This window comes from Micromonospora sp. NPDC048907 (assembly GCF_055586885.1).
In genome coordinates, this window is the sequence record NZ_JBVJHI010000004.1 from 523,917 (window position 1) to 550,561 (window position 26,645).

The 26,645-nt window shown below is 75.8% G+C and carries 24 protein-coding genes; 3 read left to right on the plus strand and 21 right to left on the minus strand.

Features of this window, described 5'->3' with window-relative positions; genetic code table 11:
- Positions 1 to 46 precede the first annotated feature (46 nt).
- The 7 genes from ACZ6PY_RS16390 to ACZ6PY_RS16420 form a co-directional block, all read right to left on the minus strand.
- Positions 47 to 634, minus strand: a complete 588-nt coding sequence (locus ACZ6PY_RS16390) for a TMEM165/GDT1 family protein (protein WP_466072937.1) — start codon at positions 632 to 634, stop codon at positions 47 to 49.
- 223 nt (positions 635 to 857) lie between these two features.
- A complete protein-coding gene (gene egtD, locus ACZ6PY_RS16395; RefSeq protein WP_466072939.1) occupies positions 858 to 1,823 on the minus strand; it encodes an L-histidine N(alpha)-methyltransferase in 966 nt (321 codons plus the stop codon).
- 41 nt (positions 1,824 to 1,864) lie between these two features.
- Complete coding sequence (gene egtC / locus ACZ6PY_RS16400; protein ID WP_466072940.1) at positions 1,865 to 2,611, minus strand: ergothioneine biosynthesis protein EgtC; 747 nt, start codon at positions 2,609 to 2,611, stop codon at positions 1,865 to 1,867.
- 16 nt (positions 2,612 to 2,627) lie between these two features.
- Complete coding sequence (gene egtB, locus ACZ6PY_RS16405) at positions 2,628 to 3,965, minus strand: ergothioneine biosynthesis protein EgtB (protein WP_466072942.1); 1,338 nt, start codon at positions 3,963 to 3,965, stop codon at positions 2,628 to 2,630.
- Entirely contained in the window at positions 3,962 to 5,197 is a 1,236-nt protein-coding gene (egtA, locus tag ACZ6PY_RS16410) for an ergothioneine biosynthesis glutamate--cysteine ligase EgtA (protein ID WP_466072944.1), read from the minus strand. The genes egtB and egtA overlap by 4 nt, the downstream gene beginning before the upstream one ends.
- 222 nt (positions 5,198 to 5,419) lie before the next feature.
- Positions 5,420 to 6,196, minus strand: coding sequence for a hypothetical protein (locus ACZ6PY_RS16415; protein ID WP_466072946.1), 777 nt, complete (start codon positions 6,194 to 6,196; stop codon positions 5,420 to 5,422).
- Positions 6,197 to 6,212: 16 nt separating this feature from the next.
- A complete protein-coding gene (locus ACZ6PY_RS16420) occupies positions 6,213 to 6,854 on the minus strand; it encodes an RNA polymerase sigma factor (protein WP_466072947.1) in 642 nt (213 codons plus the stop codon).
- Between the two features lie 561 nt (positions 6,855 to 7,415).
- Here ACZ6PY_RS16420 and ACZ6PY_RS16425 point away from each other — a divergent pair.
- Complete coding sequence (locus ACZ6PY_RS16425; RefSeq protein ID WP_466072949.1) at positions 7,416 to 8,816, plus strand: serine/threonine-protein kinase; 1,401 nt, start codon at positions 7,416 to 7,418, stop codon at positions 8,814 to 8,816.
- Between the two features lie 109 nt (positions 8,817 to 8,925).
- Here the strand turns inward: ACZ6PY_RS16425 and ACZ6PY_RS16430 are convergent, their stop codons facing one another.
- From ACZ6PY_RS16430 to ACZ6PY_RS16450, 5 genes are all read right to left on the minus strand, one after another.
- The gene (locus tag ACZ6PY_RS16430; protein WP_466072951.1) at positions 8,926 to 11,406 is read right to left on the minus strand and encodes an ABC transporter permease; all 2,481 of its coding nucleotides are present in this window, start codon (positions 11,404 to 11,406) and stop codon (positions 8,926 to 8,928) included.
- A gap of 5 nt (positions 11,407 to 11,411) precedes the next feature.
- A complete protein-coding gene (locus tag ACZ6PY_RS16435; protein ID WP_466072953.1) occupies positions 11,412 to 12,176 on the minus strand; it encodes an ABC transporter ATP-binding protein in 765 nt (254 codons plus the stop codon).
- Positions 12,177 to 12,324: 148 nt separating this feature from the next.
- Entirely contained in the window at positions 12,325 to 12,990 is a 666-nt protein-coding gene (locus ACZ6PY_RS16440) for a response regulator (RefSeq protein ID WP_151460504.1), read from the minus strand.
- On the minus strand, positions 12,987 to 14,222 hold the full coding sequence (locus tag ACZ6PY_RS16445) for a sensor histidine kinase (RefSeq protein ID WP_466072955.1): 1,236 nt from the start codon (positions 14,220 to 14,222) through the stop codon (positions 12,987 to 12,989). The genes ACZ6PY_RS16440 and ACZ6PY_RS16445 overlap by 4 nt, the downstream gene beginning before the upstream one ends.
- A 352-nt stretch (positions 14,223 to 14,574) precedes the next feature.
- Entirely contained in the window at positions 14,575 to 15,273 is a 699-nt protein-coding gene (locus ACZ6PY_RS16450; RefSeq protein WP_466072957.1) for a DUF305 domain-containing protein, read from the minus strand.
- A gap of 138 nt (positions 15,274 to 15,411) precedes the next feature.
- Between ACZ6PY_RS16450 and ACZ6PY_RS16455 the strand changes: the two genes are divergently transcribed.
- Positions 15,412 to 16,863: an LVIVD repeat-containing protein gene (locus tag ACZ6PY_RS16455; RefSeq protein WP_466072959.1), complete on the plus strand. Its 1,452-nt coding sequence runs from the start codon at positions 15,412 to 15,414 to the stop codon at positions 16,861 to 16,863.
- 43 nt (positions 16,864 to 16,906) lie between these two features.
- On the opposite strand, the gene ACZ6PY_RS16460 is transcribed toward ACZ6PY_RS16455, so the two are convergent.
- The 5 genes from ACZ6PY_RS16460 to ACZ6PY_RS16480 form a co-directional block, all read right to left on the minus strand.
- On the minus strand, positions 16,907 to 17,899 hold the full coding sequence (locus tag ACZ6PY_RS16460; RefSeq protein ID WP_466072961.1) for a linear amide C-N hydrolase: 993 nt from the start codon (positions 17,897 to 17,899) through the stop codon (positions 16,907 to 16,909).
- A gap of 46 nt (positions 17,900 to 17,945) precedes the next feature.
- Positions 17,946 to 18,881, minus strand: a complete 936-nt coding sequence (locus ACZ6PY_RS16465) for a PfkB family carbohydrate kinase (RefSeq protein WP_466072963.1) — start codon at positions 18,879 to 18,881, stop codon at positions 17,946 to 17,948.
- A gap of 39 nt (positions 18,882 to 18,920) precedes the next feature.
- Entirely contained in the window at positions 18,921 to 19,394 is a 474-nt protein-coding gene (locus ACZ6PY_RS16470) for a DUF1203 domain-containing protein (RefSeq protein ID WP_466072965.1), read from the minus strand.
- A 103-nt stretch (positions 19,395 to 19,497) separates the two neighbouring features.
- Positions 19,498 to 20,322, minus strand: coding sequence for a MerR family transcriptional regulator (locus ACZ6PY_RS16475; protein ID WP_466072967.1), 825 nt, complete (start codon positions 20,320 to 20,322; stop codon positions 19,498 to 19,500).
- Positions 20,323 to 20,367: 45 nt separating this feature from the next.
- Positions 20,368 to 20,967, minus strand: a complete 600-nt coding sequence (locus tag ACZ6PY_RS16480) for a TetR/AcrR family transcriptional regulator (RefSeq protein ID WP_466072969.1) — start codon at positions 20,965 to 20,967, stop codon at positions 20,368 to 20,370.
- Between the two features lie 94 nt (positions 20,968 to 21,061).
- Here ACZ6PY_RS16480 and ACZ6PY_RS16485 point away from each other — a divergent pair, with 94 nt between their 5' ends.
- The gene (locus ACZ6PY_RS16485; RefSeq protein ID WP_466072971.1) at positions 21,062 to 22,030 is read left to right on the plus strand and encodes an NADP-dependent oxidoreductase; all 969 of its coding nucleotides are present in this window, start codon (positions 21,062 to 21,064) and stop codon (positions 22,028 to 22,030) included.
- A gap of 63 nt (positions 22,031 to 22,093) precedes the next feature.
- Here ACZ6PY_RS16485 and ACZ6PY_RS16490 read toward each other — a convergent pair whose 3' ends face one another.
- The 4 genes from ACZ6PY_RS16490 to ACZ6PY_RS16505 form a co-directional block, all read right to left on the minus strand.
- A complete protein-coding gene (locus tag ACZ6PY_RS16490; RefSeq protein WP_466072973.1) occupies positions 22,094 to 23,674 on the minus strand; it encodes an asparagine synthetase B family protein in 1,581 nt (526 codons plus the stop codon).
- A gap of 4 nt (positions 23,675 to 23,678) precedes the next feature.
- Complete coding sequence (locus tag ACZ6PY_RS16495) at positions 23,679 to 24,647, minus strand: hypothetical protein (protein WP_466072975.1); 969 nt, start codon at positions 24,645 to 24,647, stop codon at positions 23,679 to 23,681.
- A 107-nt stretch (positions 24,648 to 24,754) separates the two neighbouring features.
- Positions 24,755 to 25,540, minus strand: a complete 786-nt coding sequence (locus ACZ6PY_RS16500) for an isocitrate lyase/PEP mutase family protein (RefSeq protein ID WP_466072977.1) — start codon at positions 25,538 to 25,540, stop codon at positions 24,755 to 24,757.
- Positions 25,537 to 26,559: a cytochrome P450 gene (locus tag ACZ6PY_RS16505; protein ID WP_466072979.1), complete on the minus strand. Its 1,023-nt coding sequence runs from the start codon at positions 26,557 to 26,559 to the stop codon at positions 25,537 to 25,539. Before ACZ6PY_RS16505 ends, ACZ6PY_RS16500 begins: the two co-directional genes overlap by 4 nt.
- Between the last annotated feature and the right edge of the window lie 86 nt (positions 26,560 to 26,645).

The window sequence follows — 26,645 nt, forward strand, 5'->3', positions numbered from 1 at the left end:
GCGGCCGGTTCCGCCGCGCCGGGCGCGGTGGAACCGGCCGGCACGCTCAGGTCAGCTCGGCGATCGCCTCGAAGACCAGCCAGAGGCCGCAGATGGCGAAGAGGACGGCGGCGCCGTACCGGATGGCCCGCTCGGGCAGGTGCCGGCCGAGCAGGCGGCCCACCAGGATCGCCAGGGCGTCGGCGGCGACCATGCCCAGGGTCGAGCCCAGCCAGGTGCCGAACCAGCCGTACTTGGTGGCCAGGGTGATGGTGGCGAGCATGGTCTTGTCGCCCAGCTCCGCCAGGAAGAACGCCACACCGACGGCGACGATCGCGTTGCGGCTGCTCTTCTCCGCCTTGCGCTTCTCCTCCTCGGTCAGCTTGTCACCGCGCAGGGTCCAGGCGCCGAAGCCGAGGAACGCCAGACCGGCGACGAGCGAGATCCAGCCGGTGGGCAGCGCCGCGTTGAGCCCGTAGCCGATGGCGACCGACGCCAGGTGCACGACCGCGGTGGCGACGGTGATGCCGATGAGCACCGGCAGCGGCCGGAAGCGGGTGGCGAACGTCAGGGCCATGAGCTGTGACTTGTCGCCCAGCTCCGCGACGAAGATGACGCCGAAGCTGATCACCAGCGCGACGAGGAAACCGTCCATGCGAACCTTCCCGATCAAGCCGGGAGGAGGTATGGGGCGCCCTCGACCCGGCTGCGACAGCCTGAGTCGAAGGTCTCGCCCGCCCCGGGGACCGGGGCCGCGTGGCCGGATGCGGAACGCACCAGTATGTCGACCACGACATTGGGGGCTACTCCCCTTCGCGCCGACCAGCCTAGCCGATCACCAGTGCGGGGACCGCGCCGGGTGAACGGGCTCACGGAGCTCAGTCGGCGCGGGCCAGGCTGACGCCGAACAGCCCCTCCGGGTCGGTCCAGAACGCCTGCCGGACGAACCCGGCCGCGGCCAGCTCCCGGCCGATCCCCTCCGGCCGGAACTTGGCCGAGACCTCCGTCCGCAACTCCTCGCCGGCGGCGAACTCGACGTCCAGGTCGAGCACGCGCACCCGGACCGGGCGCTCGGCCCGAAGCCGCATCTCGATCCACTCGTGCCGCGGATCCCAGACCGCCACGTGCCGGAACGCCGCCGGGTCGAAGTCGGCCCCCAGCTCCCGGTTGATCACCCGCAGCACGTTGCGATTGAACTCGGCGGTCACCCCGGCCGCGTCGTCGTAGGCGGGGACGAGCACCGACGGGTCCTTCACCAGGTCGGTGCCGACCAGCAGCCAGTCGCCGGCCTCCAGCGCCGCGCGCGTCGCGGTGAGGAACTCGGCCCGCTCCGCGGGCAGCAGGTTGCCGATGGTCCCGCCGAGGAACAGCACCAACCGCCGGCCACCGGTCGGCAGCCGGTCCAGGTGCCGGGTGAAGTCGCCGACGATGCCGCGCACCCGCAACCCGGGGTACGCGGCGGCGATCTGCTCGGTGGACCCGCGCAGCGCGCTGACCGACACGTCCAGCGGCACGAAGCTGCCCAGGTCGCCGTGGCGGGTGAAGGCGTCCAGCAGCAGCCGGGTCTTCTCCGACGAGCCGGAGCCCAGCTCGATCAGGGTCTTCGCGCCGGTCAGCGCGGCGATGTCGCCGGCGTGCGCGGCCAGCACCGCCCGCTCGGCCCGGGTCGGGTAGTACTCCGGCAGCCGGGTGATCTCCTCGAACAGCTCGCTGCCCCGGGCGTCGTAGAACCACTTCGGTGGCAGCCACTTCGGCGTCGCGGTGAGGCCGACCCGGACGTCCTCCCGCAGGCCGCGGTCGAGGTCCTGCTGCTCCAGGTGGATCTCCAGTGGCTCCGCGCTCATCAGCAGTCCTTCCTGTTCCTACCGGTGTGGGAAACGGGATGTCAGGCGGCCGTCAGCTCCCGGACGTCCAGCCCGGCGGCGGTCGCCACCACCAGCCGGCCGTCCGGCACCGGCCGCCAGCCGGGGTCGTCGTCGCCAGGCTCGGAGGCGAGCAGCACCGATTCCGGGGTACGGCGTACCGACAGCGCGTGCCCGGCCACGCTGGCCGCCACGGTGACGCCGTCGGTGAGCAGCAGGTTCAGCCGTGATCCGGGGGCGGCGGCGGCGACCGCCGCGACGGTCTCGGCGACCGCGTCGCCGGCCGTGGCGCCGGCCCGCAGCCGGTGCCGGACCAGCGCCCAGAGCAGCGCCGAGTCGGTCGGCACCTCCAGGGTCAGCAGGTCGCGGAGGGGCAGCCCGCCGGCCAGCGGGACCAGGCTGTCCGGCCAGCCCCGCACCACGCCGTTGTGGCTGAACAGCCAGCGCCCCTCGGCGAACGGCGCGGCCGCCGTCTCGTGCAGCGGCATGCCCACCGTGGCGGAGCGGACGGCGGCCAGCACCCCGCCCGTGGTGGTCACCGCGGCCAGCTCCGGCAGGGTGGTGTCGCTCCACATCGGCTGCGCCCGCCGGTAGCGGACCGGATCCCCGCCCCCGGGGTACCAGCCGACGCCGAAGCCGTCGGCGTTGATCGTGCCGCCGCCGCGCATGTCGCGGGGCGCCCAGGACTGCCGCAGCAGCCCGTACGGCGGGTCGTAGAGCAGGCTCCGCAGGCTGACCGGCGGACCGAGGTACGCCAGGTGGCGGCACATCAGGCGCGGCCGCCGATCACGCGTGCGACTCCTCGGGGCGGGCGTCGCGGGCGCAGCGGAAACCGCTGAAGATCTGCCGCCGGATCGGGTAGTCCCAGTTGCGGAAGGTGCCCCGGCAGGCCGACCGGTCGGTGCCGAACGAGCCGCCGCGCAGCACCCGGTGGTCGTCGCCGAAGAAGACCTCCGAGTATTCGCGGTAGGGGAACGCCGCGAAGCCCGGGTGGCCGCGGAAGGTGGACGAGGTCCACTCCCAGACGTCCCCGATGAGCTGGTGCACGCCGAGCGGCGAGGCGCCGTCCGGGTACGCGCCCACCGGCGCCGGCCACAGGTGCCGCTGCCCCAGGTTGGCGTGCGCACTCGTCGGGTCCGCGTCGCCCCACGGGTAGCGGCGTGACCGGCCGGTCGCCGGGTCCCAGCGGGCCGCCTTCTCCCACTCCGCCTCGGTCGGCAGCCGCCGGCCGGCCCAGGCCGCGTACGCCTCCGCCTCGTGGAAGCAGACGTGCACCACGGGCTCGTCGTCGCGTACCGGCGACCAGCGCCCGAACCGGCGGTACGCCCACCCGTCCCCGTCGCGCCGCCAGTGCATCGGCGCGGTCAGCCCGGCCTCGACCCGGTGCCGCCAGCCGGCCGCGCTCCACCAGCGCGGCTCCTCGTAGCCACCGTCGGCGATGAACGCGCGGTACTGCCCGTTGGTGACCGGCGCCGCGTCGATGGCGTACGCCGGCAGCTCGACGGTGTGCGCGGGACGCTCGTTGTCGAGTGCCCACGGGTCGGTCGAGGTGCCCATGGTGAACGGCCCGGCCGGCACCAGCACCTCGCCGCCCACCGGGACCCGCGGCTCGGGCGGCGGCGGGGCGTCGAGCACCGGCCCGCCGGCGCGCAGCTGGTGGGTGGCGAGCATGGTCTCGTCGTGCTGCTGCTCGTGCTGGACGATCATGCCGAACGCGAACCCGTCCTCGACGAGCTTCCGGTCGGTGAACCGGATCCCGTCGAGCAGGTCGTAGACCTTCTCCCGGACGGTGCGCACGTATGCCCGCGCCTCGGCCGGGGGCAGCAGCGGCAGCGCGGGCCGGTCCCTGCGGGGCTGCTTGAACGCGTCGTACAGGTCGTCGATGTCGCGGCGCACCGGCTCGCGCCCGCCGACGTCGCGGACCAGCCACAGCTCCTCCTGGTTGCCGACGTGCGCCAGGTCCCAGACCAGCGGGGACATCAGCGTGGAGTGCTGCCGCACCAGGTCGTCGTCGTCCACCGCGTCGGTGAGCAGGGCGGTGCGGGCGCGGGTGCGCTCCAGCTCGGCCGCGATCCGGCTACGCAGCCGCTCGCCCTCGATCGCCGGCCGTTCGGTCGTGGTCACGGCTGTCCCCTCTCCGCGGCGGCGCGGCGCCGCCGGATCGCTCGGCTCGTCTCGTCGTGGATCCCGGCCGGCAGCTCGAGCCGGGGCAGGGCAGCCAGGGCCAGGTCGAACAGGGCCGCCGCGGCGGCCGCCAGCGGGCGCTCGGCCAGGCCGTGCCGGGCCGCGGCGACCCAGTCCCCGGCGACCGGGGCGGCGACGGCGAGGGCGTCCCGGGTGGTGGCCGGGTCGGCGAAGAGCGCCGCCAGCACCGCCAGCGGCACGGTCCACTCCCGACCGGGCTGGGCGTCCAGGTAGCGGACCTCCAGGTAGCCGCGCGGGCGGACCGGCGGGAAGAGCGTGCTGAGGTGGTATTCCAGGTCGTCGGCGGTCGGCGGCCGCGACAGCGCCCCGGCCAGCCAGTCGGCGAACGTGACACCCGGAGGCGGTGTCCAGTCCGGACCGTCGTCGCGCACGCACAGCAGCGGCGCGGCCAGGACGTACCCGGTCCAGGCGGCGAGCGGGTCGCGGTCGGCCCGTGCCGGGGACCAGACCGGCCGGGTGCGCGCCGGGTCCATGGCCAGCCAGGCGGCCATCCGGGTGGAGGCCCAGCCGGTGAGCCGTCCGGCGTGCCGATCGGCGGTGGCGAACGCGGCCAGCAGCGGCGGCCCGACGGCGTGCGCGGCGGCCCACCGCTCGGCCAGCCGGTCCGGGTCGCCCGCGTCGAGGCAGACCTGGAGCCCGGCGGTGCTGTACATCATCGCCCGGCCGGCCGGGCCGTGCCGGTCGAGGACGGCGCGCATGGCCCGGTAACGCGGGGTGTCCACGACGGGGTGCGGGGGACGCCAGGGGTCCATGCCGGTGCGGCCCAGGACGAGGCCGGCGGCGTCCAGGAGCGCCCGCATCTCGGCGAGGTCGGCCTCGGTGGCCAGGATGAGCGCGGCGATCGACGGTCGCGGCGCGGAGGAGATCTCCACCTGCCCGCCCGGCTCCACGGTCACGGTGCCACCGCGCCGGAGCCCGGCGGCCGGGCTGGTGGGGTCGAGGGTGACGGGGCTGTGCCGTCCCAGCGCCCGGCGCAGTCGCTCGCGGTCGACCGGGCGGGTCGGGTCCGCGGCGTCGTGCACCGTCCATTCCAGCTCGACGCCGGTGAGGCTGGGTGGGCCGGTCTTGAAGCAGATCCTGGCGAGGTGCCCGCGGGCTGCCGCCTCGTCCCCCAGCACGGTGGTCCGGTCCAACTCGGGCGACATCACCAAGAGACGGCTCCTCTCCCCGGGGCGGGCGACCACGCTGTCGGCCGGCGGCCGTGCCGTGGCGGCCGGGCGTCGGTGGGTCCCACCATCTTCTGTCTAGCAGACGGAATCCGCGCGCCCGTGGAGATGAATTTTTGTCCGGAATCCGGTTGCGGCGCGGGCGGCGCCGGGCCTTCCGGATGGCGGCGACACGGCGGGCGGCGCCCTTTGCGCGCCGGCCGACAACTACCGCTTCGCCGTCGAGCCGGGCTCCGACCTCGGCTCGGACTTCCGCTTCGGCGTCGGCTTCGGCTTCGGCGTCGGCTTCGGCTTCGGCTCCGGGGACTGCGCCGACTTCGGCTCCGGTGACTGCTCCGGCACCAGCGCCAGGCAGTAGCCCTCCACCCGGCCGGCGCCGCCGGCGGCGGTCACCAGATCGGCGAAGCCGGGGCTCTCCAGCGCCCTGGCCCGCTGCTGGTCGGACTTGGCCAGATAGGCCCGGCAGTGCCCGGCGAGGTTCCCGGCGCTCGCCGGCTTGCCGGAGCCGCCGGGCCCACCGGGTGTCGGGGCGGTGGACGGTACGCCGCCGGAGGCCCCGCCGGTCGGGGTCGCGCCCCCCGAGGGCGTCGGGGAGCCGGGGTCGCTCGCGCCGCCGGTGCTGCCGCCGGGCGTGGTCGGGGCCGGCGGTGGCGCCGGTTCCGGGGCCCGGTCGAGGTTCACCGCGGCGAAGGCGACCCCGGCGGTGGCGGTGGCGGCGAGCCCGGCCAGGACCGCGCCGAGCCGGGAGCGGTGGCGCGGCCGCGGCGCCGCGGCCGGGGCGGGATCGGCCCGGGCGGCACGGAACGCGGCGAGCGCCTGCTCCTCGCCGGCCAGTTCGGCCGCGGTGCCCGGGGCGGCGGCAGCGGCGAGCAGGTGCGCCAGCGGGTCGGCCGGCGCCTCCCGAGGCGCCCCGGCACGGGCCGCGTCGAGGAGGCGCTCCGACTCCGCCCGGTCGGCGGGCCGGTCGGACCGGCCAGAACTCATCCCGTTTCCCTCCACGTCAGCCGTCCGCCGGCTCGGCCTTGGGCGCCTGCGACGCCTGCCGTCCCCGGCCGGTCCGGGCGCGGGGTGGTGTCGCTCCCCCGGCCCGGTCCGCCGGCTGGTCCTGATCGGCGCGTTCCAGCAGGCCGGCCAGGCGCCGCAGCCCCCGGTGCGCGGCGGTGCGCACCGCGCCGGCCCGCCGGCCGAGCACCCGGCCGGCGGTCTCCGCGTCGAGCCCGATCACGGCCCGCAGCAGCACCGCTTCCGCCTCGCGCGGCGGCAGGCTGGCGATCAGCGCGAGGGCGCTCTCGGTGCCGATGGTCTCGCCGGCGCGCTCGGCGGTGTCCGCGTCCCCGGCCAGCTCGCTGAGCGCCTGGACGGGCACCGGCAGGGCGGGCCGCCGGCGCTGCCGGCGCAGGTGGTCCATGGCCCGGTTGCGGGCGATCGTGACGGTCCAGGCGCGGAACTCGCCGCCGGTGAAGCCGGGCAGGTCGCGGGAGATCTGCAGCCAGGTCTCCGAGGCCACGTCCTCGGCGTCGGCGCCGACCAGGGCGGTGAGGTAGCGCAGCAGGCCGGGCTGGAGGCTGCGGTAGAGGAAGCGAAACGCCTCCTCGTCGCCCGCCTGCGCGGCGGCGACCGCCTCGCTCAGCTCACCGGTCATGGTTCCGCCGTTCCCGCCGTGCCGACTGCCCGCGCCGGCGGCCACCGGTGCCGGCGTGCCCGACGCCCGCCCGGTCGGTCGACCGGACCTCCACCCGCACCATCAGCCCCCCGCTGGCCTGATCGGCACCGGCACCGGGAGGGCGCGGGCGCGCGTATGGACACCGCCGGGAGTGAGGACGGCCGTCGGCGGACATACCGTACCGGCGTCGTGGGGCGGCCGGGAGCCGGGCCAACGCTAGGAGTGGCCGGCGGGTTCGACAAGGTGCCGCCCGCCGGAGAAAGAGTGATATTTGTCTACGGCCCGGGACGGCGCGTCGGCGTAACGAATGCCGCCTGCCGTGCGCTACGGCGCCGGCGAACCGGGACGAAACACCAGGTCGGAGCCGGACACACGAACCTCCGGGCACATTTTCCTGCCCGATCGTACGCGATTCGTCACGGTCAGCCGATCGGCGCGGAGCCGGCTGACCGTTCGGCCCAGGCGCCTCCGACCGCCCGCCGGCCGTGACGGGAGATATCGCGGGAAATACTCCGCGGCCCCTCTGGGTACGGTATTGACGTGTTGACTTCCGACGTCGTACTCAGCGGTCGGTACCGCCTTGATGACCGTGTCGCCACCGGCGGCATGGGCGACGTCTGGCGTGCCACGGACCTGGTGCTCGGCCGTCCGGTCGCGGTGAAGGTCCTGCTGCCCGCGCTGGTCTCCGATCCCGACTTCATCGCCCGCTTCCGCTCCGAGGCACGGATCATGGCGTCGCTGCGCCACCCGGGCGTGGTCCAGGTCTTCGACTGCGGCGAGGACGAGCTGCCCGACGGCAGCCGGGCCGACTACCTCGTCATGGAGTTCGTGGCGGGCGAGCCCCTCTCCCGGCGCATCGAGGCCGCCGGGCAGCTCGGTGTCGGCGAGACCATGTCGATCGTGGCGCAGGTGGCCCAGGCCCTCCAGGGGGCGCACGCCCGGGGCATCGTTCACCGTGACGTGAAGCCGAGCAACCTGCTCGTGCAGGACGACGGGACAGTGGTCCTGGTCGACTTCGGCGTGGCCCGGTCGACAAACGTGACGAGCATCACCAGCACCAACGCGGTGCCCGGCACCGCCCTCTACATGGCTCCCGAGCAGGCCGCCGGACGACCGGTCTCCGGTGCCACCGACGTCTACGCGCTCGGCGCCGTGGCCTACTGCTGCCTCACCGGGAGCCCGCCGTTCACCGGGGACAACCCGCTGCAGGTGGCCGTCCGGCACCTCGACGACGAGCCGCCGGAGCTGCCGGAGGACATCCCGCAGCCGGTCCGGGACCTGGTGAGCCGGGCCCTGGCCAAGGACCCGGCGGACCGCTTTCCCACGGCCGCCGCGATGGCCGAGGCCGCCCGTGCGGCCGGCGCCGAGTCGCCCACCGCCATGGTGCCGGTGGCGCTGCGCGGCGCCACCGGGTCGAGCCACACCCGGGACGACCTGAGCGCCGCGGCGGGCGCCCTGGTGGCCCCGGCCCGCCGGCCGGGCCGGCGCGGCACGCTGGTCGGGGCCCTGGCGGCCGTGCTCGTGGCGCTGACCGCGCTGGGCGCCGCCCTGGGCGCGGCGAAGAACGCCGAGGCGCCGGCCACCCGGATCGACACGACCGCACCGGCGGTTGCGCCCAGCAACTCCGTCGCGGACGCCGCGGTCACCGAGGGGCCGCCGACGGACGAGGGCGGCCACAGCTACCGGCCCGTGGGCCCGACCGGCCGGCCGTCGACCTCGGGCTCGGCGACCCCGAGTCCCTCCGCGAGCGGATCGGCCCAGCCGAGCCCGTCCGGCGTTCCGTCGACCCTGCCGACTGCGCCGAGCACGGCCCCGACCACCAGCTCGCCGCCGGTGGAGACCACGGCCCCGACCGAGACCACGTCGACCACGACCACGCCTGCGGACGGCGGCGAGGGCGGGGGCGAGGGCGGCGGGGCTCAACCGGCGTCGGGCCGCTGACCTAGCTGCACCCGAGCCGCTACGCCCAGGTCCCGCGGCGCCCGTAGCCGGCCGAGCCGGTCCCGCGGCTGTCGCGGGACCGGCTCGAGGCGCCTAGGGCGACCGGCGCTCACTCCGCGCCGAGGGCCGCCACCACCGGCCGGGACAACGCCCGCCGGGCCGGCAGGATCGACGCGGCCAGCGCGGCGACCACCGCCACCGCGACGATCAGGCCGAGCCGCCCCCAGGGCAGGACCAGGGTGAAGTCCCCGCCGATGCTGGCCAGCACCGCCATCCCGCCGGCGGCCACCCCGGTGCCCAGGGCGACGCCGAGCAGCGTGCCGACCAGCGCGGTGAGCACCGCCTCGACGGCGAGCACCGCCCGCATCCCGCCGCGGGTCAGGCCCACGGCGCGCAGCACCGCGTTCTCCCGGGCCCGCTCCACCACCGACAGGGTGAGCGTGTTCGCCACGCCGACCAGCGCGATCACCACGGCCAGGCCGAGCAGCGCGGTGACGAAGCCGAGCACGAGGTCCACCGTGCCGGTGAGCATCTTCTTATAGGCCGCCTGGTCCAGCAGGTTGACCGTCGGATAGCGGGTGAGCACCGACTCGACGGCGGCCCGCGCGGCGTCGGTGGACACCCCGCCGGCGGGATCCACCTCGGCCAGGTGGCCGCGCTCGGCCGGGAAGAGGCCGGCGAAGTCGGCGTCGGCGACGTCCAGCACGTGCCCGGCGGGCACGGGGCTGCCGGCCAGCGCCGGGGTGTCGTCGGCCACCACGGCGGCGACCCGGAACGAGCGGCCGGCGATCGGGACGCTGCTGCCCACTGACCAGCCGCGGGCCGCGGCCAGTTCCCGGTGCACCAGCACCGTGCCCGGACCGAGGGCGGCCGGGTCACCGGCGTCCACGGCGGACAGCGTCCGCCGGACCAGCGCCGGGTGGGCGGCGCGCACCTCGATCCCGTCGACGACGCGGCTGCGCTGCTCGTGCACCACGCCCAGCTCGGGCCGGGCGGCCAGTTCCCCGGCCAGCGGCGCCGGCAGGTCCCCGCCGATCCCGGTGACCACGAAGTCCACACCGATCTCCGCGTCCACGGCGCGCTCGATGCCCGCCTTCGCGCTGCCCGCGCCGACCACGAACGCGGAGACCAGGCCGATGCCGATGACCATGGCGGTGGCCGTGGCCGCGACCCGGCGCGGGTTGCGCACGGCGTTCGCCACGGCCAGCGCGGCCGGCACGCCGAGCAGCCCGCGGGCCGGCAGGCCGAGCAGGCGGACCAGGGCCGGGACCAGCACCGGGCCGAACAGCACGATGCCCAGGAAGGCCAGCACCCCGCCGGCGGCGACCAGCGGCACCTGGGCGAGGGCTCCGGCGCCGACCAGGGCGGCCACCCCGGCGGCGAGGACCAGCGCTCCGGCGACGAGCCGCACCCGCCCGGCCCGGCCGGCGGGCTGCACGGCCGCGTCGGTCAGCGCGGCCACCGGCGCGACCCGGGTGCCCTGCCAGGCCGGCACGGCGGCGGCCACCACGGTCAGCAGCGTCCCGAGCCCGAGGGAGAGCAGCACCGTCCGGGGCGTGACGGTGACCGCGTCGCCGACCGGCGCGTCGAGGGTGGACAGCAGCGCGCCGAGGCCCGCGGCCAGGCCCACCCCGGCCAGCACCCCGGCCGCCGAGGCGAGCAGCCCGGTCAGCGCCGCCTCGCCGAGGGCGGCCCGGTAGACCTGCCCCCGGGTGGCGCCGACCAGCCGCAGCAGCGCGGTCCGCCGGGACCGCTGGGCGAGCACGATGGCGAAGGTGTTGGCGATCACGAAGCCGGCGACCACCACCGCCACCGCGGCGAAGGTGCCCAGGAACAGCTCGAACTGCCGCCGGTCGCGGACCGCGTCCGCGACCGCCTCGTCGAGGATCGCCGCCCGGTCCCGCACCGCGACCGCCGGCCCGACGGCAGCGCGGACCCGGTCGGCGAGCGCCGCCCGGTCGACGCCGGGCCGCGCGGCCACCATGATCCGGCCGTAGCCGCGCTCCCCGCCCACGGCGAGGGCGTCCGGGCCGGTCAGGCCGATGAACGGGCCGCCGACGTCCCGTGAGCTGCCGGCCACGTCGACGGTGCCGACCAGCGTGTACGGGCGGGCCGGCCCGCCGTTCCCGCCGACCCGCACCGGGCTGCCGAGGGTGAAGTGCTGGTCGGCGACGGTCTCCTCGTCGAGCACCAGCTCGCCGGTCCGCTGCGGCAGCCGGCCGGCGACCACGTCGTACGACTGGAGGGCCGGGTCGGTGGGGATCGCGGCGAGCACGGCGTAGCCGAGCACCGGCCGCCCGTCGGCACCCACCACCCCGGCGGTGCCGGTCAGCTCCCCCTCGGCGGCGGCCACCCCGTCGACCGCGCGCACCCGGTCGACCAGGGACGGCGGCAGCGGGGTCTTGCCGGCGTACGCGGCCAGGTCGGTGTGCCGGTCGAAGGCGCCGGCCCGCTCGTAGGCTCCGGCGCGCATGCCGTCGGTGAGCATCAGGGTGCCGGCCACGAAGGCGACGCCGAGGACGATCGCCAGCGAGGAGAGCAGCAGGCGAAGCCCGTCGGCACGGATCTGGCGGAGGGTCAGGCGCAGCATCCCGGTCACCGCCCCGCGGCCGGCGCGCCGGCCTCGAGCCGGGTGAGCGCGTCGAGGACCTGGCCGGCGGTCGGGGCGTACAGCTCGTCGACCAGCCGCCCGTCGGCGAGGAAGACCACCCGGTCGGCGTGGGCGGCGGCCTTCGGGTCGTGGGTCACCATGACCACGGTCTGACCGAGCGTGTCCACCGCCTCGCGGAGCAGCCGCAGCACCTCCGCGCCGGAACGCGAGTCCAGGTTGCCGGTGGGTTCGTCGGCGAAGATCACCCACGGCCGGGTGACCAGGGCGCGGGCCACGGCGACCCGCTGCTGCTGGCCGCCGGAGAGCTCGGCGGGCCGGTGGCGGAGGCGGTCGGCGAGACCGACCGCGGTCACCACCTGGTGCAGCCACTCCGGGTCGGGCCGCCGGCCGGCGATGGCCAGCGGCAGCACGATGTTCTCCTCGGCGGTGAGGGTGGGCAGCAGGTTGAACTTCTGGAAGACGAAGCCGACCCGGTCCCGGCGCAGCCGGGTCAGCCGGCGGTCGTCCAGGCGGGCGAGGTCGGCGTCGCCGATGCGCACGCTGCCGGCGGACGGCCGGTCCAGGCCGGCGAGGCAGTGCAGCAGGGTGGACTTGCCGGAGCCGGACGGGCCCATCACGGCGGTGAACCGGGCGGCGGCCAGGTCGAGGTCGACGCCGTCGAGCGCGACGACCCGGTGCGGCCCGGCGCCGTACTCCCTGCGCAGCTCACGGGCGGTGACGGCGACGCCGGTGCTGGTGGTTGCGGACAACGTGGTGCTCCTGTCGGGCAGGTTCCTGAGACCCTTCCGACGCTAGGGGCGGCACCCCGCCGATGATCTCCACCTGCGCGCTCGACCTCGGTACGCCGGTGGTCGCCCCCGACCGGGTGGACCCGTACGCCCCAGGTCGTACGCCGGGTCAGCCGCCGGGGGTGACCAGCCCGCTCTCGTACGCCAGCACGACGGCCTGGACCCGGTCGCGGAGCTGGAGCTTGGCGAGGATCCGGCCGACGTGGGTCTTCACGGTCGCCTCGGCGACGTGCACCCGGGCGGCGATCTCGGCGTTGGAGAGACCCTGCGCCACGAGCAGCAGCACCTCCCGCTCCCGCTCGGTGAGCTGCGCCAGCCGCGGGTCCTCCGTGGGTGCCGGCCCGAGCTGCCCGGCGAACCGGTCGAGCAGCCGCCGGGTGATCGACGGGGCCACCACCGAGTCGCCCTCGGCGACCACCCGGATGGCGGCGAGCAGGTCCTCCGGCGGCACGTTCTTGAGCAGGAAGCCGCTGGCACCGGCCCGCAGGGCGGCGAACGCGTCGGCCTCGGTGTCGAAGGTGGTGAGCACCAGCACCCGGGGGCGGCGCTCGGCCGGGCGGGCACAGATCCGCTTCGTGGCCTCCACGCCGTCCATGGTCGGCATCCGCAGGTCCATCACCACCACGTCGGCCTCGACCCGGTCCAGCACCCGCAGCGCGTCCGCGCCGTCGATGGCCTCGCCGACCACGGCGAGGTCGGGCTGGGAGTCGAGCACCATCCGGAACCCGGCGCGCACCAGCGCCTGGTCGTCGACGATCACCACCCGGACGGTCATGCCGCCGCCTTCCCTTCCTCGGTGCCCGACGCCGACGGTAGCGGCAGCCGCGCCTCGACCCGCCACCCCCCGCCCAGCGTGGGGCCGGCGGCGAGGCTGCCGTCGTACACCCCGACCCGCTCGCGCATGCCGACCAGGCCGTGCCCGCCGGACGGCGCCGGCCGCACCACCGGACGGCCGCGCCCGTCGTCGACCGCCCGGACCACGACGGCGTCCGCGGACCAGTCGAGGCGCAGCTCGACCGCCGCGCCGACGCCGGCGTGCTTGAGCGCGTTGGTGAGGCTCTCCTGCACGACCCGGTAGACGGTCAGCTCCAGGCCGGGCGGCAGGGCGACGGGCGTGCCGGTGGCGGTGTCGGTGATCCGCAGGCCGGCCGCGCGGAAGCGGTCCAGCAGGTCGGGCAGCTCGACGAGGGCCGGCCGCCGGTGGGCCGGCTCGGCGTCGAGGGCGGCGTCGGGCGCGGCCGGCACGCCCGCCGGCTCCGGCCGGCTCGGTTCCCGGAGTACGCCGACGAGGCGCCGCATCTCCTCCAGCGCCTGCCGCCCGGTGTCCGCCACCACCTTGGCGGCCTCCCGCGCGGTGTCCGGGTCGCGGTCGATGGTGAACCGCACCCCGTCGGCCTGCACGATCATGACGGCCATGCTGTGCGCGACGACGTCGTGCAGCTCGCGGGCGATCCGGGTGCGTTCCTCGGCGACCGCCGCCCGGGCCTCGGCCTCCCGCTCGCGTTCCAGCGTGGTGGCCCGCTCCTCCAGGCTCACCACGTAGAGCCGGCGGGTGCGCACGTTCAGGCCGACCAGCCAGACCGCGCCGGTGACCAGGCCGTAGTAGAGCGCGCCGGCCCACCAGGGTGCCGCGCCGGGCATCTGGGCGGCGGCGAGGAGCACGCCGATCGCGGCGACGACCCCGGCCAGGACGCCGTCGCGCAGCCGGTCGGCGTACTTGACCACGCTGTAGAGGGCGATGAGCACGCCGATGTCGTAGGTCAGCGGGCCCCAGCCCAGGACCACCTGGAGCAGCGCGAGCACGGCCACCCCGGCCGCCACCGCCGACGGGTGGGTCCGCCGGAACAGCAGGACCAGCGCCATCGCCAGGCCGACGGTGGTCTCCGCGACGCCGCCGTTCTCGGCGAAGATCCCCAGGACGGCGAAGAAGGCCACCAGCCCGGAGACGGCGACGTCGAACGCGACGCTGCGCAGCGGACGGCCGAAGAGGATGCGCTCCACGGTCACCCAGGGTACGGGCTCGCGCGCAGGTCGATGCTTACCGCGTCACGCCCGATCAGCGACGAGGGCCGCGCGGCAACGCCCGCCGCTCCCGCGTGACCGACCACGACGGCCCCCGCGTCGTGGCGCCACTCGGCCGTCACCGATGTCGGCCTCTGACGGCGCGCGGGGAGAAGGTGCCTGGACCGGTGCCTACCATCTTGATGTCGTCAGTGACTCGCCACCGCACCGCCGCTCGGGCTGGGCCGGAGTGAGTCGTCCACGTCATCACGTTCGTAGCGGCTCGCGGACCGTCGCCCGGCCCGGCGGACCCGCCGGATCTTGAGAGGTGGCGTCCGGGCCGCCACGATCCGGGAGGTCAGGCGCCGATCAGCTCGCGGAGGCGGGTGATCTCGGCGGACTGCTCGACGGCGACGGCGTTGGCGAACTCCTGGAGGGTCTGGTCCGCGCCGACCGTGAGCAGGTCGGTGGACATGATGACGGCGCCCTCGTGGTGCGCGGTCATCATCCGCACGAAGAGGCGGTCGAACTCGGCGCCCCGGGCGGCGGCGAGCTGCCCCATGGCCTCGGCGGACTGCATCCCGCGCATCGTGCCGTGGTCGTGGCCGGGGACCTCGGCGGGCAGCCCGCGGGTGTCCAGCCAGCCGCGCAGCACTCCGATCTCGGGTCCCTGGGCGGCCCGGATGCGGTCGGCGACGGCGCGCACCCGCGGGTCGGCAGCCCGGTCGGGGGCGAGGGTCGCCATCTCCACCGCCTGCTGGTGGTGCGGGATCATCATCCGGACGTACCAGACGTCGAGGCCGTTGTAGCGCGGCGGCGCGGCGTCGCGGACCTCCTGCGCGGCGCGGGTGGCCGCCGGCTCCCCCGGCCGGCCGGGCACGACAACCGGCGGCACGTCGAGCGACGGCGCCGCGGTCGTGGTGGTGGTGGGCGCGGTGGCGGACGGACCGGCCGCGGGCCGGCTGTCCCCCCGCCCGGCCAGCGCCACGCCGGCCACGACCAGGAGCACCGCCAGCGCTGTGACGGCGAGCAAGACCCGTCCCTGCCGGCCGGTCATACGACACTCCCTCCGGTCGAGGTGAGAGCGATCCTATCCATAGACAATCCTGCCTGAATGTGACCGGCGTCACATTGATGTATGTCATCGGCCGGTAAGGTGTGGCAAATCATCATCCCCTTTCGGAGGGTGCCGCCGATGATCAGCATCCGCACGTCCCGAACCCGGATCGTCAGCCTCGCCGCCGCCGGCCTGCTCGTCGCCGGTGTCGTCGCCGCCCCACCCAGCAGCGCCCAGGAGATCCCCCGGGCGCAGCCCGCACCGGCCACCGTGGACAGCGCCGTCCCCGGGGTCGACGAGATCTCCAGCAGCCCCAACCTGCGCCAGGTCGCCAACCTGCCGAAGCAGGCGCCGTTCGACACCTCCGCGGCGTTCGGCACCGACATCGCCTTCCAGGGCCGGTACGCCTTCGTCGGCAACTACGACGGCTTCGTCATCTACGACGTCTCCCGGCCGAGCGCACCGACCGTCGTGTCCCAGGTGCTCTGCCCGGGCTCCCAGAACGACGTCTCCGTCCACGATGACCTGCTGTTCCTGTCCACCGACTCGTCGCGCAGCGACGACTCCTGCAGCAGCGTGGCCCAGCCCGCCTCCGAGGCGGGCTCGTGGGAGGGCATCAAGATCTTCGACATCGGCGACAAGCGCAACCCGCGCTACGTCAAGTCGGTGGAGACCGCCTGCGGCTCGCACACCCACACCCTGGTGCCGGGCAAGGACCGGCGGACCGTCTACCTGTACGTCTCGTCGTACAGCCCGCGGGCCGAGTTCCCGGACTGCCAGCCGCCGCACGACTCGATCTCCATCGTGAAGGTGCCGCTGCGGTCGCCGACCGACGCCGCCGTGGTGGCCACCCCGAACCTGTTCCCGGACGGGGGCTACCCGGGCATCCCCGGTGAGAAGTCGGCCACCACCGGTTGCCACGACATCACCGCGTACCCGGCGAAGGACATCGCGGCCGGCGCCTGCATGGGCGACGGCATCCTGCTCGACATCGCCGACCGGGAGGCGCCGCGGGTGATCGAGCGGGTCCGCGACACCGAGAACTTCGCCTTCTGGCACTCGGCGACGTTCAACAACTCCGGCACCAAGGTGGTGTTCACCGACGAGCTGGGCGGCGGTGGCGCCGCGACCTGCAACGAGGTCACCGGGCCGAACCGCGGCGCGGACGCCATCTACGACATCACCGGTCGCGGCGACAACCGCCGGCTGGCGTTCCGCAGCTACTACAAGATCCCGCGGGCCAACGCCGACACCGAGAACTGCGTGGCCCACAACGGCTCGCTGGTGCCGGTGCCCGGCCGCGACATTATGGTCCAGGCCTGGTACCAGGGCGGCATCTCGGTCTGGGACTTCACCGACTCCCGGCACCCCAAGGAGATCGCCTTCTGGGAGCGGGGTCCGCTGGACGCCGGTCAGCTCCGCACCGGTGGCTCCTGGTCGGCCTACTGGTACAACGGCCACATCTTCTCCAGTGACATCCAGAAGGGCCTGGACGTGCTGGAGCTGCGCGACCCGCGTACCTGGCTGGCACAGCTGTTCCGGGTGCCCGAGCTGAACGTGCAGACCCAGACGGGTTACCTGAGCTGGTGACCCGCCGGCCGGGCCCGGCCCCCACGTGGGGGCCGGGCCCGGCTCAGCTCATCGGCAGGCGGTAGCCGCGCTCGCCGCCGCCCGCGGTGACCAGCCGCACCTCGCCGGTGCGCAGCCCGTACGTCACCGACCAGCGGGTGTGCGGCTGCCGCACGGCGTCGAGCAGGCGCAGCGCCGCCGGGGCGTCCACCACGCCGCCGGCCCGGTCCAGCGCCTCGGCCAGCACCCCGTAGCGGTGGTCGTTGCGCAGGTCCCGGTCGGCCACCCCGACGGCCGGCACGTTTGTCAGCGCCTGCCAGGCGCCCCGCCCCTTCTCGGCCCGCAGCCCGCCGTCCACGAACTCGATCACGGCGGACGCCCCGGTGGCGTCGGCGATCAGGTAGTGCAGCGGCGGTCCGCCGTCGAAGTCCAGGTTGTAGCGCCCGAACACGGCGATCGCCTCGTCCACGGTGGCGGCGGTGTCCAGCACCAGGCGCAGGACGCGTACCGAGCCGACCGTGGGCCGGCCGGGCACCGGTGCGGCGGTGGCGCCGTCGTCGGCGGCCAGCCCGACGGCCAGGCCCCGCTCGTTCATCCCGTCGAAGGGCAGCAGCGGGGCGTTCAGCAGCCGGCGGTCGCCGGCCGGGTCGGCCGTGACCCCCAGGTAGGAGATGTCCACCAGGGAGATCGAGGCGTAGCCGTCCGGCGGGTCGGTGCGCAGCACCAGCGCCGGGTTCGCGTCCCAGTCGAAGTTGCGGGCGAACAGCGGCCGGGTCCGGTCGCCGCCCGCGGCGAAGAGGGAGCAGCCGAACGGGGTCGCCTGCGGGGTGCCCGCGATGCCGACGGTGGGGTCGTAGTCGCCCACGTAGGTCATCTCGTACAGCGGCAGGTCGTCCACCCGGCGCAGGCTGGCCAGTGTCCGCTCGGCCTGGCCGGCGTCCTGCCGGGAGGCGCTCGGCGTGCCGGTCCCGGCCGGCGCGGCGGGCCGGCGGCTCTCGGCGCAGCCGCCGGTCACGAGGAGCAGGGCGAGCCCGGTGGCGAGCAGGGTCCTCCGCATGCCTGCGACGCTAGAAGAGGCGGTGACGGTTGTCCATGGGGGATGGTCAGCGGTCGGGGATCCGGGCCAGCTGCGCCTCGATCGCGTCACGGTTGAGGGCGGGCCGGCCCCCCGGGTGGCCCACGGTCGCGCCGGCCGCCGCGACCGCGTACCGGGCGATCCGGGGGTACGGGTCGTCGCGGAGCAGGCCGGCCGTGACGGCGGCCACGAACGCGTCCCCGGCTCCGGTGCTGTCCACCGTGGGCGTCTCGCTCAACGGCACGAACAGCTCCCCGCCCGGCCAGACGAAGGCGTTCCCCTCCCCCGCCACCTCGACCGCCACCAGCCCCGGCCCCCGGGCCGCCAGCGCCCGGCCGGCGCTCAGCCCCGCCTCGGCGTCCTTCGGCGGGTCGCCGCCCAGCAGCAGGCCGGCCTCGCGCGCGTCGGCCCGCAGCACGTCGGCCCGGGACAGCAGCTCCGCCGCGTCGTCCGGGTCGTCCGGCGCGCCGTCGAGCACCACGAGCCGGCCGGCGGCGCGGGCGTGCCGGGCCGCCGCGAGCGCCGCCGGCAGCGGCTGCTGGAGCTGGACGACCACCGCGCGCGCGGCCCGCAGCACCCCGGCCGCGCCGGTCACGTCCGCCTCGGTGAGCAGGGTCGCCTCCGGGATGTCCTCCAGGTACCGCCAGCGGCCCCGGCCGTCCACCACGTCCACGATGAGCGCGCTCGGCGTGCCCGGCCGGCGCAGCACCGGGGCGACGTCGATGCCGTCGCTGCGGGCCTGGCCCAGCAGCCGGTCGCCGACCTCGTCCTCGCCGACCACGCCGAGCAGCCCGACCCGGACGCCGAGCTGGGCCAGCCCGACGGCCTGGTTGGCGCCCTTCCCGCCGAGCAGTTCCCGCCGGCACCGCACCGGCGCCGTCCCGGACGGGCCGGGCACCTCGTCGACCCGCAGCACGAGGTCCCGCGCCACCTGCCCCACCACGATCGCGTCCAGTCCGGCCATGCCGGGCTGATACCCCGGCCGCGGCCGGTCACGCCCGGGTCAGCCGCGGACCACGGTGAACATCCAGCAGCCGTACACCACGTTGCGGCTGTGCAGGCGGTCCACGGCGGGGTCGGCCAGCAGCTCGGCGATGACGGCGTCCGGGTCGTCGCCGTCGTGGTGCCGGCCACCGACGATCCGGCCCCGCCGGTCGTACGCCCGCAGCACCTGGGGCCGCCCCCGCCAGTCGGCCGGGTACGCCGTCACGTCCGCCGGGCCGGGGCAGGCGGCGGCGTGCGCGAAGATCGGCCCCACCTCGCGGTACGGGCCCGGGGGCAGCGGCGGGGCGTACCCGAAGAGCAGCAGCGCCTCGCCCGGGGCGGCGTCGCGGAGGCAGCAGCGCAGCGGCTCGCCGCCCTCGGCGCAGCACCGCTCGGGCGGCTGGCCGGAGGCGTCGCGGCCGGTCCGCCGCACCTCGGCCAGCAGGTCGGCGGGCACGGGGCGGATCAGGTACCTGGTGCGGGTCCTCGTCATGCCGTCCAGCCTGGCCCGGAACGCGGCCGGTGGCTGGTGGCGATCGGACCTTGCGTGTCCCCGGTGGGACGGGCCGCCCGCGCGGGCGGCCCGTCCGCGCGGTTCACCGCCGGGAGACCGGGATCTGCAGCTCGGTGACACCCTTCTCCGGCGCGTCCGCGCAGTAGTCGAGGTAGACCTCGCGGGCGTAGCCCTCGGCCCGCCAGCCGTTCTCCTCGATCCACCGGGCGAGCACCCGCATGCTGGTCTCCGCCTCGTCCATCGGGCCGTGGTGCACCAGCGTCGCGGCGGCGGGCAGGGCCGGCAGGTCGACCACGGCCACGTCCCCGGCGGCCGCCGGGTCGACGCCGACGGCCACCCCGGCGTGCACGACCACCGCCTCCCCCTCGCCTTCCGGCTCGTACCAGGCGATGCTCGGCCCGCTGGGGCGGACCCGCGCGGCCTCCAGGCGGCGGAACAGCTCCGGGTAGAGCGGCTGGATCACCGGGCTGATGTCCGGCGGCTCGTAGCTGGCGGCGACCGCGGTCAGTTCCGCGATCCGCATCGCCGGGATCTCCTTCAGTACGACGTCCTCGGTGGTCATGCGTCCCTCCGCATCGAGCATCCGGAGCCTCGCCTCGATCCCGGCCAGCCGGGCCGTGTCGGCGGCGACCTGCGCCGCGAGCTGGGCACGGCGCAGCCGCAGCATGCCGCGCAGCTCGGCGACGTCCAGCCGGTCGTCCAGGATCGTCCGGACCTGGTCCAGGGTGAGGCCCAGATCCTTCAGGGCGATCACCCGGTTGAGCCGGCCGAGCTGGTCCGCCCGGTAGTGGCGGTAGCCGGTGTGCGGGTCGACCACGGCCGGGCGGAGCAGCCCGATGGCGTCGTAGTGGCGCAGCATCCGGACCGACACCCGACCGAGTGCGGCGAACTCTCCGATGGTGAACATGGCCCCCTCACGCTCGCCCCTGACACGGTGTCAGGGTCAAGTGGGTCACGGCGCGGCTGGCGGCGGGTGGGGCAGCGGGTGAGCGCCCTGCGGGCGCAGGCCGTCGAAGATGATGGAGAGGTATCGGCGCCACAGGTCAGGTGGCGCGTCCGGCACGTAGCTGGTGACGTAGTTGGGCGCGCACATCAGCAGGATGACGTCGGCGCCGGTGACGTCGTCTCGGACTGCGCCGTGCCGACGAGCCCGGTCGACGAGCTGGTACACGGTGCGGAACATCCGCTCGCGAGCCCGGATCACGTCCGCGTTCAGGTCGCCGGCCTCCTGCAGGAACGACAGGTCGCGTTGCTGTCGCTGGTCCGCGGCGACGGTGAGGAACTCCAGCAGGGCGAGGCCCGGGTCCGCCGCGTCGAGAAGCTCCTCGCCGACGGCGTTGAGCGCGTCGATCCGGTCGAGGACGATCGCGGCGAGCAGGTCGTCCTTCGTGGCGAAGTGGCGGAACACGGTGCCCTTGCCGACACATGCCCGGCGGGCGATGTCGGCGACCGAGGCGTCCAGGCCACGCTCCGCGAACTCGTCGGCGGCCGCGGCCAGCAGCAGCCGCCGGTTGCGGGCGGCGTCGGCACGCAACGGGCGGGTCGAGGTCACGTCCCCACCCTAACAAGTTGACCGCCCGGTCCGCTTATTGCTAGCTTCATGGCCAGTAACCTGACCGCTCGGTCCGCTTAACTGGAGGAAGCGCATGAAGGCAGTTGTGGTGACCGGCTACGGGCCCCCCGAGACGTACACGGTGGCGGAGCTGCCGACGCCGCGACCCGGGCCGGGGCAGATCCAGGTCCGGATCGCCGCCGCCTCGATCAACCCGGCGGACGTCCGGCTGCCCAGCGGCGACTTCCGCGATGCCGTGCCGCTGGAGTTTCCGCACGTGCCCGGCAACGACTTCGCCGGCACGGTCAGCGAGGTCGGCGCCGGCGTGACCGCCTACCAGGTGGGCGACGAGGTCTTCGGCCAGGCGGTGCCCCGGGCACTGCGGGCGATGGCCGGCGCGACCCGGCCGTCGCTGAGCACCGGCTCGCTGGCCGAGTACGCGGTCTTCGAGGCCGACACCCCGTTCCTGGCACACCGGCCGGCCGGCCTCGACATCGAGCAGGCGGCCGCCCTGCCCACCATCGGCCTGACCGCACGCGCCCTGATGGCCACCGCCGAGGTGCGACCCGGCGACACCGTCCTGGTCGTCGGCGCCACCGGCGGCGTCGGAACCGCGGTGATCCCGCTGCTCGCCGCCGCGCAGGCTCGGGTCATCGCCACGGCAACCGCCGCCGACGCGGACATCCTCCGCGCTCTCGGCGCCGACGAGACCATCGGATACGCGGAATCCGGCTACCCCTCCGGCGTCGATGTCGCGTTCAACCTGACCGTGCCCAGCGACCAGCTCACCGGCATCGCCGCCGCCGTCCGCCCGGGCGGACGCCTCCTCACGATCACCTATCCGGTGCCGCAACAGGAGTGGATCGGCCGCGACGACGTCAGCCTGCAATTCGTGCTGGACATGGACGGCACCCTCGGCGGGATGCGCGACGTCGCCGACCTGGCGGTCCGCGGCGGACTACCGGCCACGATCGGCCGCCGCTACACCCTCGACCAGGGCCCTCAGGCATGCGTCGACTTCGCACGCCGGCACACGACCGGCAAGCTGGTCGTCACGATGTGACGCCACCGTCCTCGACGCTTCCCGGCAGTCCGACCGTCCGAGGGCACGACGCGCGACAGGACCTCACGTGCGCGGGCCGACCAGGCGCCGGACCACCGGTACGGCGTTCCACTTCGCCGCGCCGACCAGGTCCCGGGCGTGCTCCAGCACCGTGTAGTCGGGGCGGGCCAGCCCGTCGGCGATGGCCCGGTCCAGGTCGTTGCCGCACCGGGTGAGCACGCTGTCGAAGTCGCGCCGGACGGGTTCGAGCAGCTGGTACCCGAAGGCGCGGTGCAGCCGGGCGAAGAGCGGCTTGTAGAGCCGGGCCCGCTCGTGCAGACCGGAGGAGTACGACATGGGGTTCTTCGGCCGCCGCCGGACGTAGTCGGGCAGCAGGTCGGCGAAGGCCCGGCGGACGATCCACTTCTCCTGTCCGTCGCGCAGCTTGAGCTCCAGCGGGAGACGCATGGCCAGCTCGACCACGCTGAGGTCGAGGAACGGCACCCGGGCCTCCACGCCGTGGCCCATGCTGGCCCGGTCCACCCGCTGCAGCTCGGTGCGGCACAGGTTGCGGATCTTGTGGAGGAAGAGCCGGCGGGACCGCTCCGGGCCGACCTGGTGGTACATCGGGTAGCCGCCGAACAGCTCGTCCGAGCCGTCGCCGGTGAGCACCACCTTGACGCCCAGCTCCCGCAGCCGCCGGAAGATCGGCACCGAGACCACGGCGTTGATGATGTCGCCGTACTCGGTCAGCTCGGAGATCCGGATCGCCTCGCGCACGTCGACCAGCCGGATGTCGCGCGGGCGCAGCTCGACCACCTCGTGCGGCACGCCCAGGTCGGCGGCGAGCCGCCGGGCGTACGCCACGTCCGGGCTGTCCGGCGCGCCGACCGTCACCGCCACGCAGTCCGGGTGCAGCTGGGTGGCGTGCAGCAGGGCCAGCGAGCTGTCCAGGCCGCCGGAGAGCACCACCCCGACGGTGAGGTCGGTGTCCAGCCGTACCCGCATGCTGTCGGTGAGCGCGACCCGGACGAGCAGGGCGGCCTCGTCCGGGTCGTCGATCACCGGCAGCCCGGCGCCGAGGGTGAGCAGGTCGACGTAAGGGCGCAACCGGACCGGCCCGTCGGGCTCGGCCCAGCCGTGGTGCCCCGGCGGCACCTCGCTGATCGGCGCGCCGTGCCCGGCCAGCGCCTTCACCTCGGAGGCGAGGTGCAGGCAGCCGGGGCCGCGCGACCAGTAGAGCGGCTTCACCCCGAGCGGGTCCCGGGCCAGGTAGGCCCGGCCGGTGGCCCGCTCGACCACGGCGAACGCGTACTCGCCGCGCAGCCGGCGCACCGCCTCCTCGCCCCACTGCCGGAAGGCGGTGAGCACCACCTCGGTGTCGCCGGCGGTGCGGAACTCGTGCCCGAGCCGGGTCAGCTCCGCGCGCAGCTCGTGGTGGTTGAAGACCTCGCCGTTGTAGCAGAGGACGTGCCGCTCGTCGGGCGAGACCCAGGGCTGCACCGCCCGCTCGCGGTCCACCACCCGCAACCGGCGTACGCCCGCGAGCAGGCCGTGCTCCTGCCGCGTCTCGGTCACCTCGCCGCGCGGGGCGAGGACCGCGAGCATCCGCCGGAAGAGGGCCGGGTCGGCCTCGGGGCCGATGCTCAGCGCGATCCCGCACATCCGCTCAGACCCCCATCTCGGCCTCGTAGGCGCGCCGGAACCGGCGGCGGGCGGCGGGCGCGAGGCAGAGGTGCCAGGCCTGGCCCTCGTCGACCACGTTGATCTCGCCGGCCTCCTGCCGGGCCAGCAGCAGCTCGGCGAGGAGGTCGCGGGCGCCGAACCGCCCGTACCACTCCAGCTCCACGTCGGCCGCCCAGCCGAGGCAGTGCCCGCTGGGCACCATGGCGGCGTAGCCGAGCCGGCGCAGCCGGTACTGGTGCTCGGCACTGCGGGCGAGGCTGGTCACCCAGAGCGCCGGGGTGCCGGGCCGGGCCGCCGCGGTGAACTCCCGGCCCACGTCGTTGAGCAGCGCGATCATCTCGCGCCGCGCCCGGCGGAACCGCAACCCGGCGGTACGCGGGGTGGCGTCCGGGCGCAGCCGCCGCTGGACCGCCCGCAGCCCCCGGCCGAGGACGGTGCCGGGCTGCTCCTGGTAGCGGAAGGCGAGCAGCCCCCGGCGGCGCAACCACTCCAGGTCGACCAGGTCGGTGCTGGTGTCGACCTGGCCGTCGGTGAGGAAGGTCCCGCTGTCCCGCCACCACATGACGTCGATCCGGGAGAGCAGGTAGATCCGGACCAGCGCGGTGAGGTCGTGCGCCGAGCTGCGGGTGTTCGGCTGGTAGCGGGCCATCTCCAGCAGCAGGGTCTCCCGGGCGCCGACGAATCCCTGCGGGGTGGCGTCGAGGACGGCGGCGATGGCCGGCTCCCGCAGCCGCTGGTCGAGCAGCACCTGGCGGGCGGTGGTCGACGGCGCGTCCGCCAGGGCGCCCACCTCGACGAGGAGTTCCGCCACCGCGGCCCGGTACGCGGCCAGGTCCGGCTGCTGTCCCGGCCCGGTGCGCGGGCCGGCGGCCGGGGGCAGCCGGCGGGCGGGGGCGGCGGACGCTACGGCGGACCCGGGCTGGTGGCCGGGGCTTCGGCTGGGCACTCGCATGGTCGGCCCCTCTCCGGGCAGGACACGGCGTAGTCGAACCTGAAAACACCGTAATCACCAGGACCGGCAGCTCCCCGAACAATCCTCCTATCTCCCCCCTAAGGTGCTCATCCCGCCGACAGGCCCTGCACCCAGGCGTAATCCGGTGCGGGCGGCAGGCCGGCGTCCCGGCCGGCGCCGACCGCGTCGGCCAGGTGCAGCGCCGCGCCCAGGGCGGCGCGGAACAGCAGCGAGCCGGTGCTCACCCGGGCCACGCCGAGCCGGCCCAGCGTGGCCAGGTCCGGGCCGCCCGGCCGGTGCAGCACGTTGAGCGGGAGCCCCACCTCGGCCACCAGCGATCCGACCGTGTCGTCCGGCGCGCCCGGGGCGAAGAGCCCGTCGGCGCCCGCCGCCCGGTACGCCGCCGCCCGCTCCAGCGCCACCGGCTGCGGGTCGGGCACGTCCAGCCACCAGGCGTCGGTGCGGGCGTTGACGAACATCCCCGGCACGGCGGCCTTCACCGCGGCGATCCGCGCGGCGGCGAGGTCCACCGGCGCGAGGGTGCCGTCCGGCCGGCCGTCCTCCAGGTTCACCCCCACCACGCCGAGCGCGGCCAGCTCGCCGACGTACCCGGCCACGGCGGCCGGGTCGGCGCTGAAGCCGTCCTCGATGTCGACGGTGAGCAGCACCGGCAGGTCCCGCAGCCGGCGGGCCAGGTCCAGGGTTTCGTCGCGGGTGGCCCCCGTCCCGTCCGGCCTTCCGGCCGCCGCGGCCACCCCGAGGCTGGTGGTGCCCACGGCCGGGTGGCCGCGGGCGGCGAGCGCCGCGGCGGAGGCGTGGTCCCAGGCGTTGGGCAGCAGCAGGGGCCGTCCCGGCCGGTGCAGGGCGCGGAAGGCGGCGGTGCGGTCGGTCATCGGAACATCACCTCGAGGTCGGTCGGGACACGCAGGGTGGGGTGCGGGGCGTAGCGGGCCGGCGTCCCGGCGGGCCGGCACCGGTCGCGCAGCACGTCGACCACGCCGGCGGCGAGGGCGAGGGCGTGCCGTTCGCCCGGGCAGCCCCGAGGACCGGCGCCGAAGGTCAGCACCCGGCCGGGCCGGCCGGGCCGGAACCGGTCCGGATCCGGGTGGACGGCCGGGTCCCGGTTGGCCGCGTCGAAGCGGAGCAGCAGCGCCGCGTCCGGGCCGATCTCCCGGCCGCCGATGCGCAGCGCGCCGGCCGCGACGCGGCGGGTGGCGCGCACCGGCGGGTCCAGGCGCAGCATCTCGGCCAGCAGGTCGGCGGTGCCGAGCGTGGCCGGTGCGGCCAGCCCGTGCCGGACGGCGGCGCCGATCAGCCCGGCGGTGGCGTCGGCGGCCTGCACCAGCAGCCCGATCCGGTTCGCGGCGGCCTCGGCCGGGGCCGGCGGCGACAGGGCCAGCAGCGCGGCCACCGCCCGGTCGGCGCGCGCCACGGCCGCCGGCTCGGCGCCCGGGTGGTAGGCGGCGGCCACCGCGGTCACCGCCGGCACGGCCGCCGCCGGGTCGGCCAGGCCGAGCCGCGCCGCCAGCACCGCCAGGGGTACGCGCCGCGCCAGCCGGCCCATCACCTCCACCCGGCCCGCCGGGCCGGCCCCGGCCAGCCGGTCCAGCGTCTCGCCGGCCAGCCGGGCGGCGGCGGCGCGCAGCTCGTCCGGGTCGAGGTCGCGGAGCGCGGCCACCCCGAGCGCGCGCCGGCCGGGATGCCGGTCCGGGGCGCTGAACCGGCTGACCGTCCCGCGCAGCCAGGCCAGGGTGCCGGGCGGCCCGGCGGGCGCGACCGGCACCACGCACCGGGGATCGGTCAGCACGGCGACGACGTCGGCGTGCCGGGTCACCACCCAGCCGTCGTCGGCGGGTAGCGGCGGCCCGCAGGCGGGCGTGTCCGGGGCGGGCGGGATCATCGGCCAACTCATCGCCCGACGGTAGGGCCGGTTCCCTTCGGTCCTGACCGAACTGTCGTGCCGCCCGCGCGCCCCGGGGCGGGCATCTCCCATGGGCC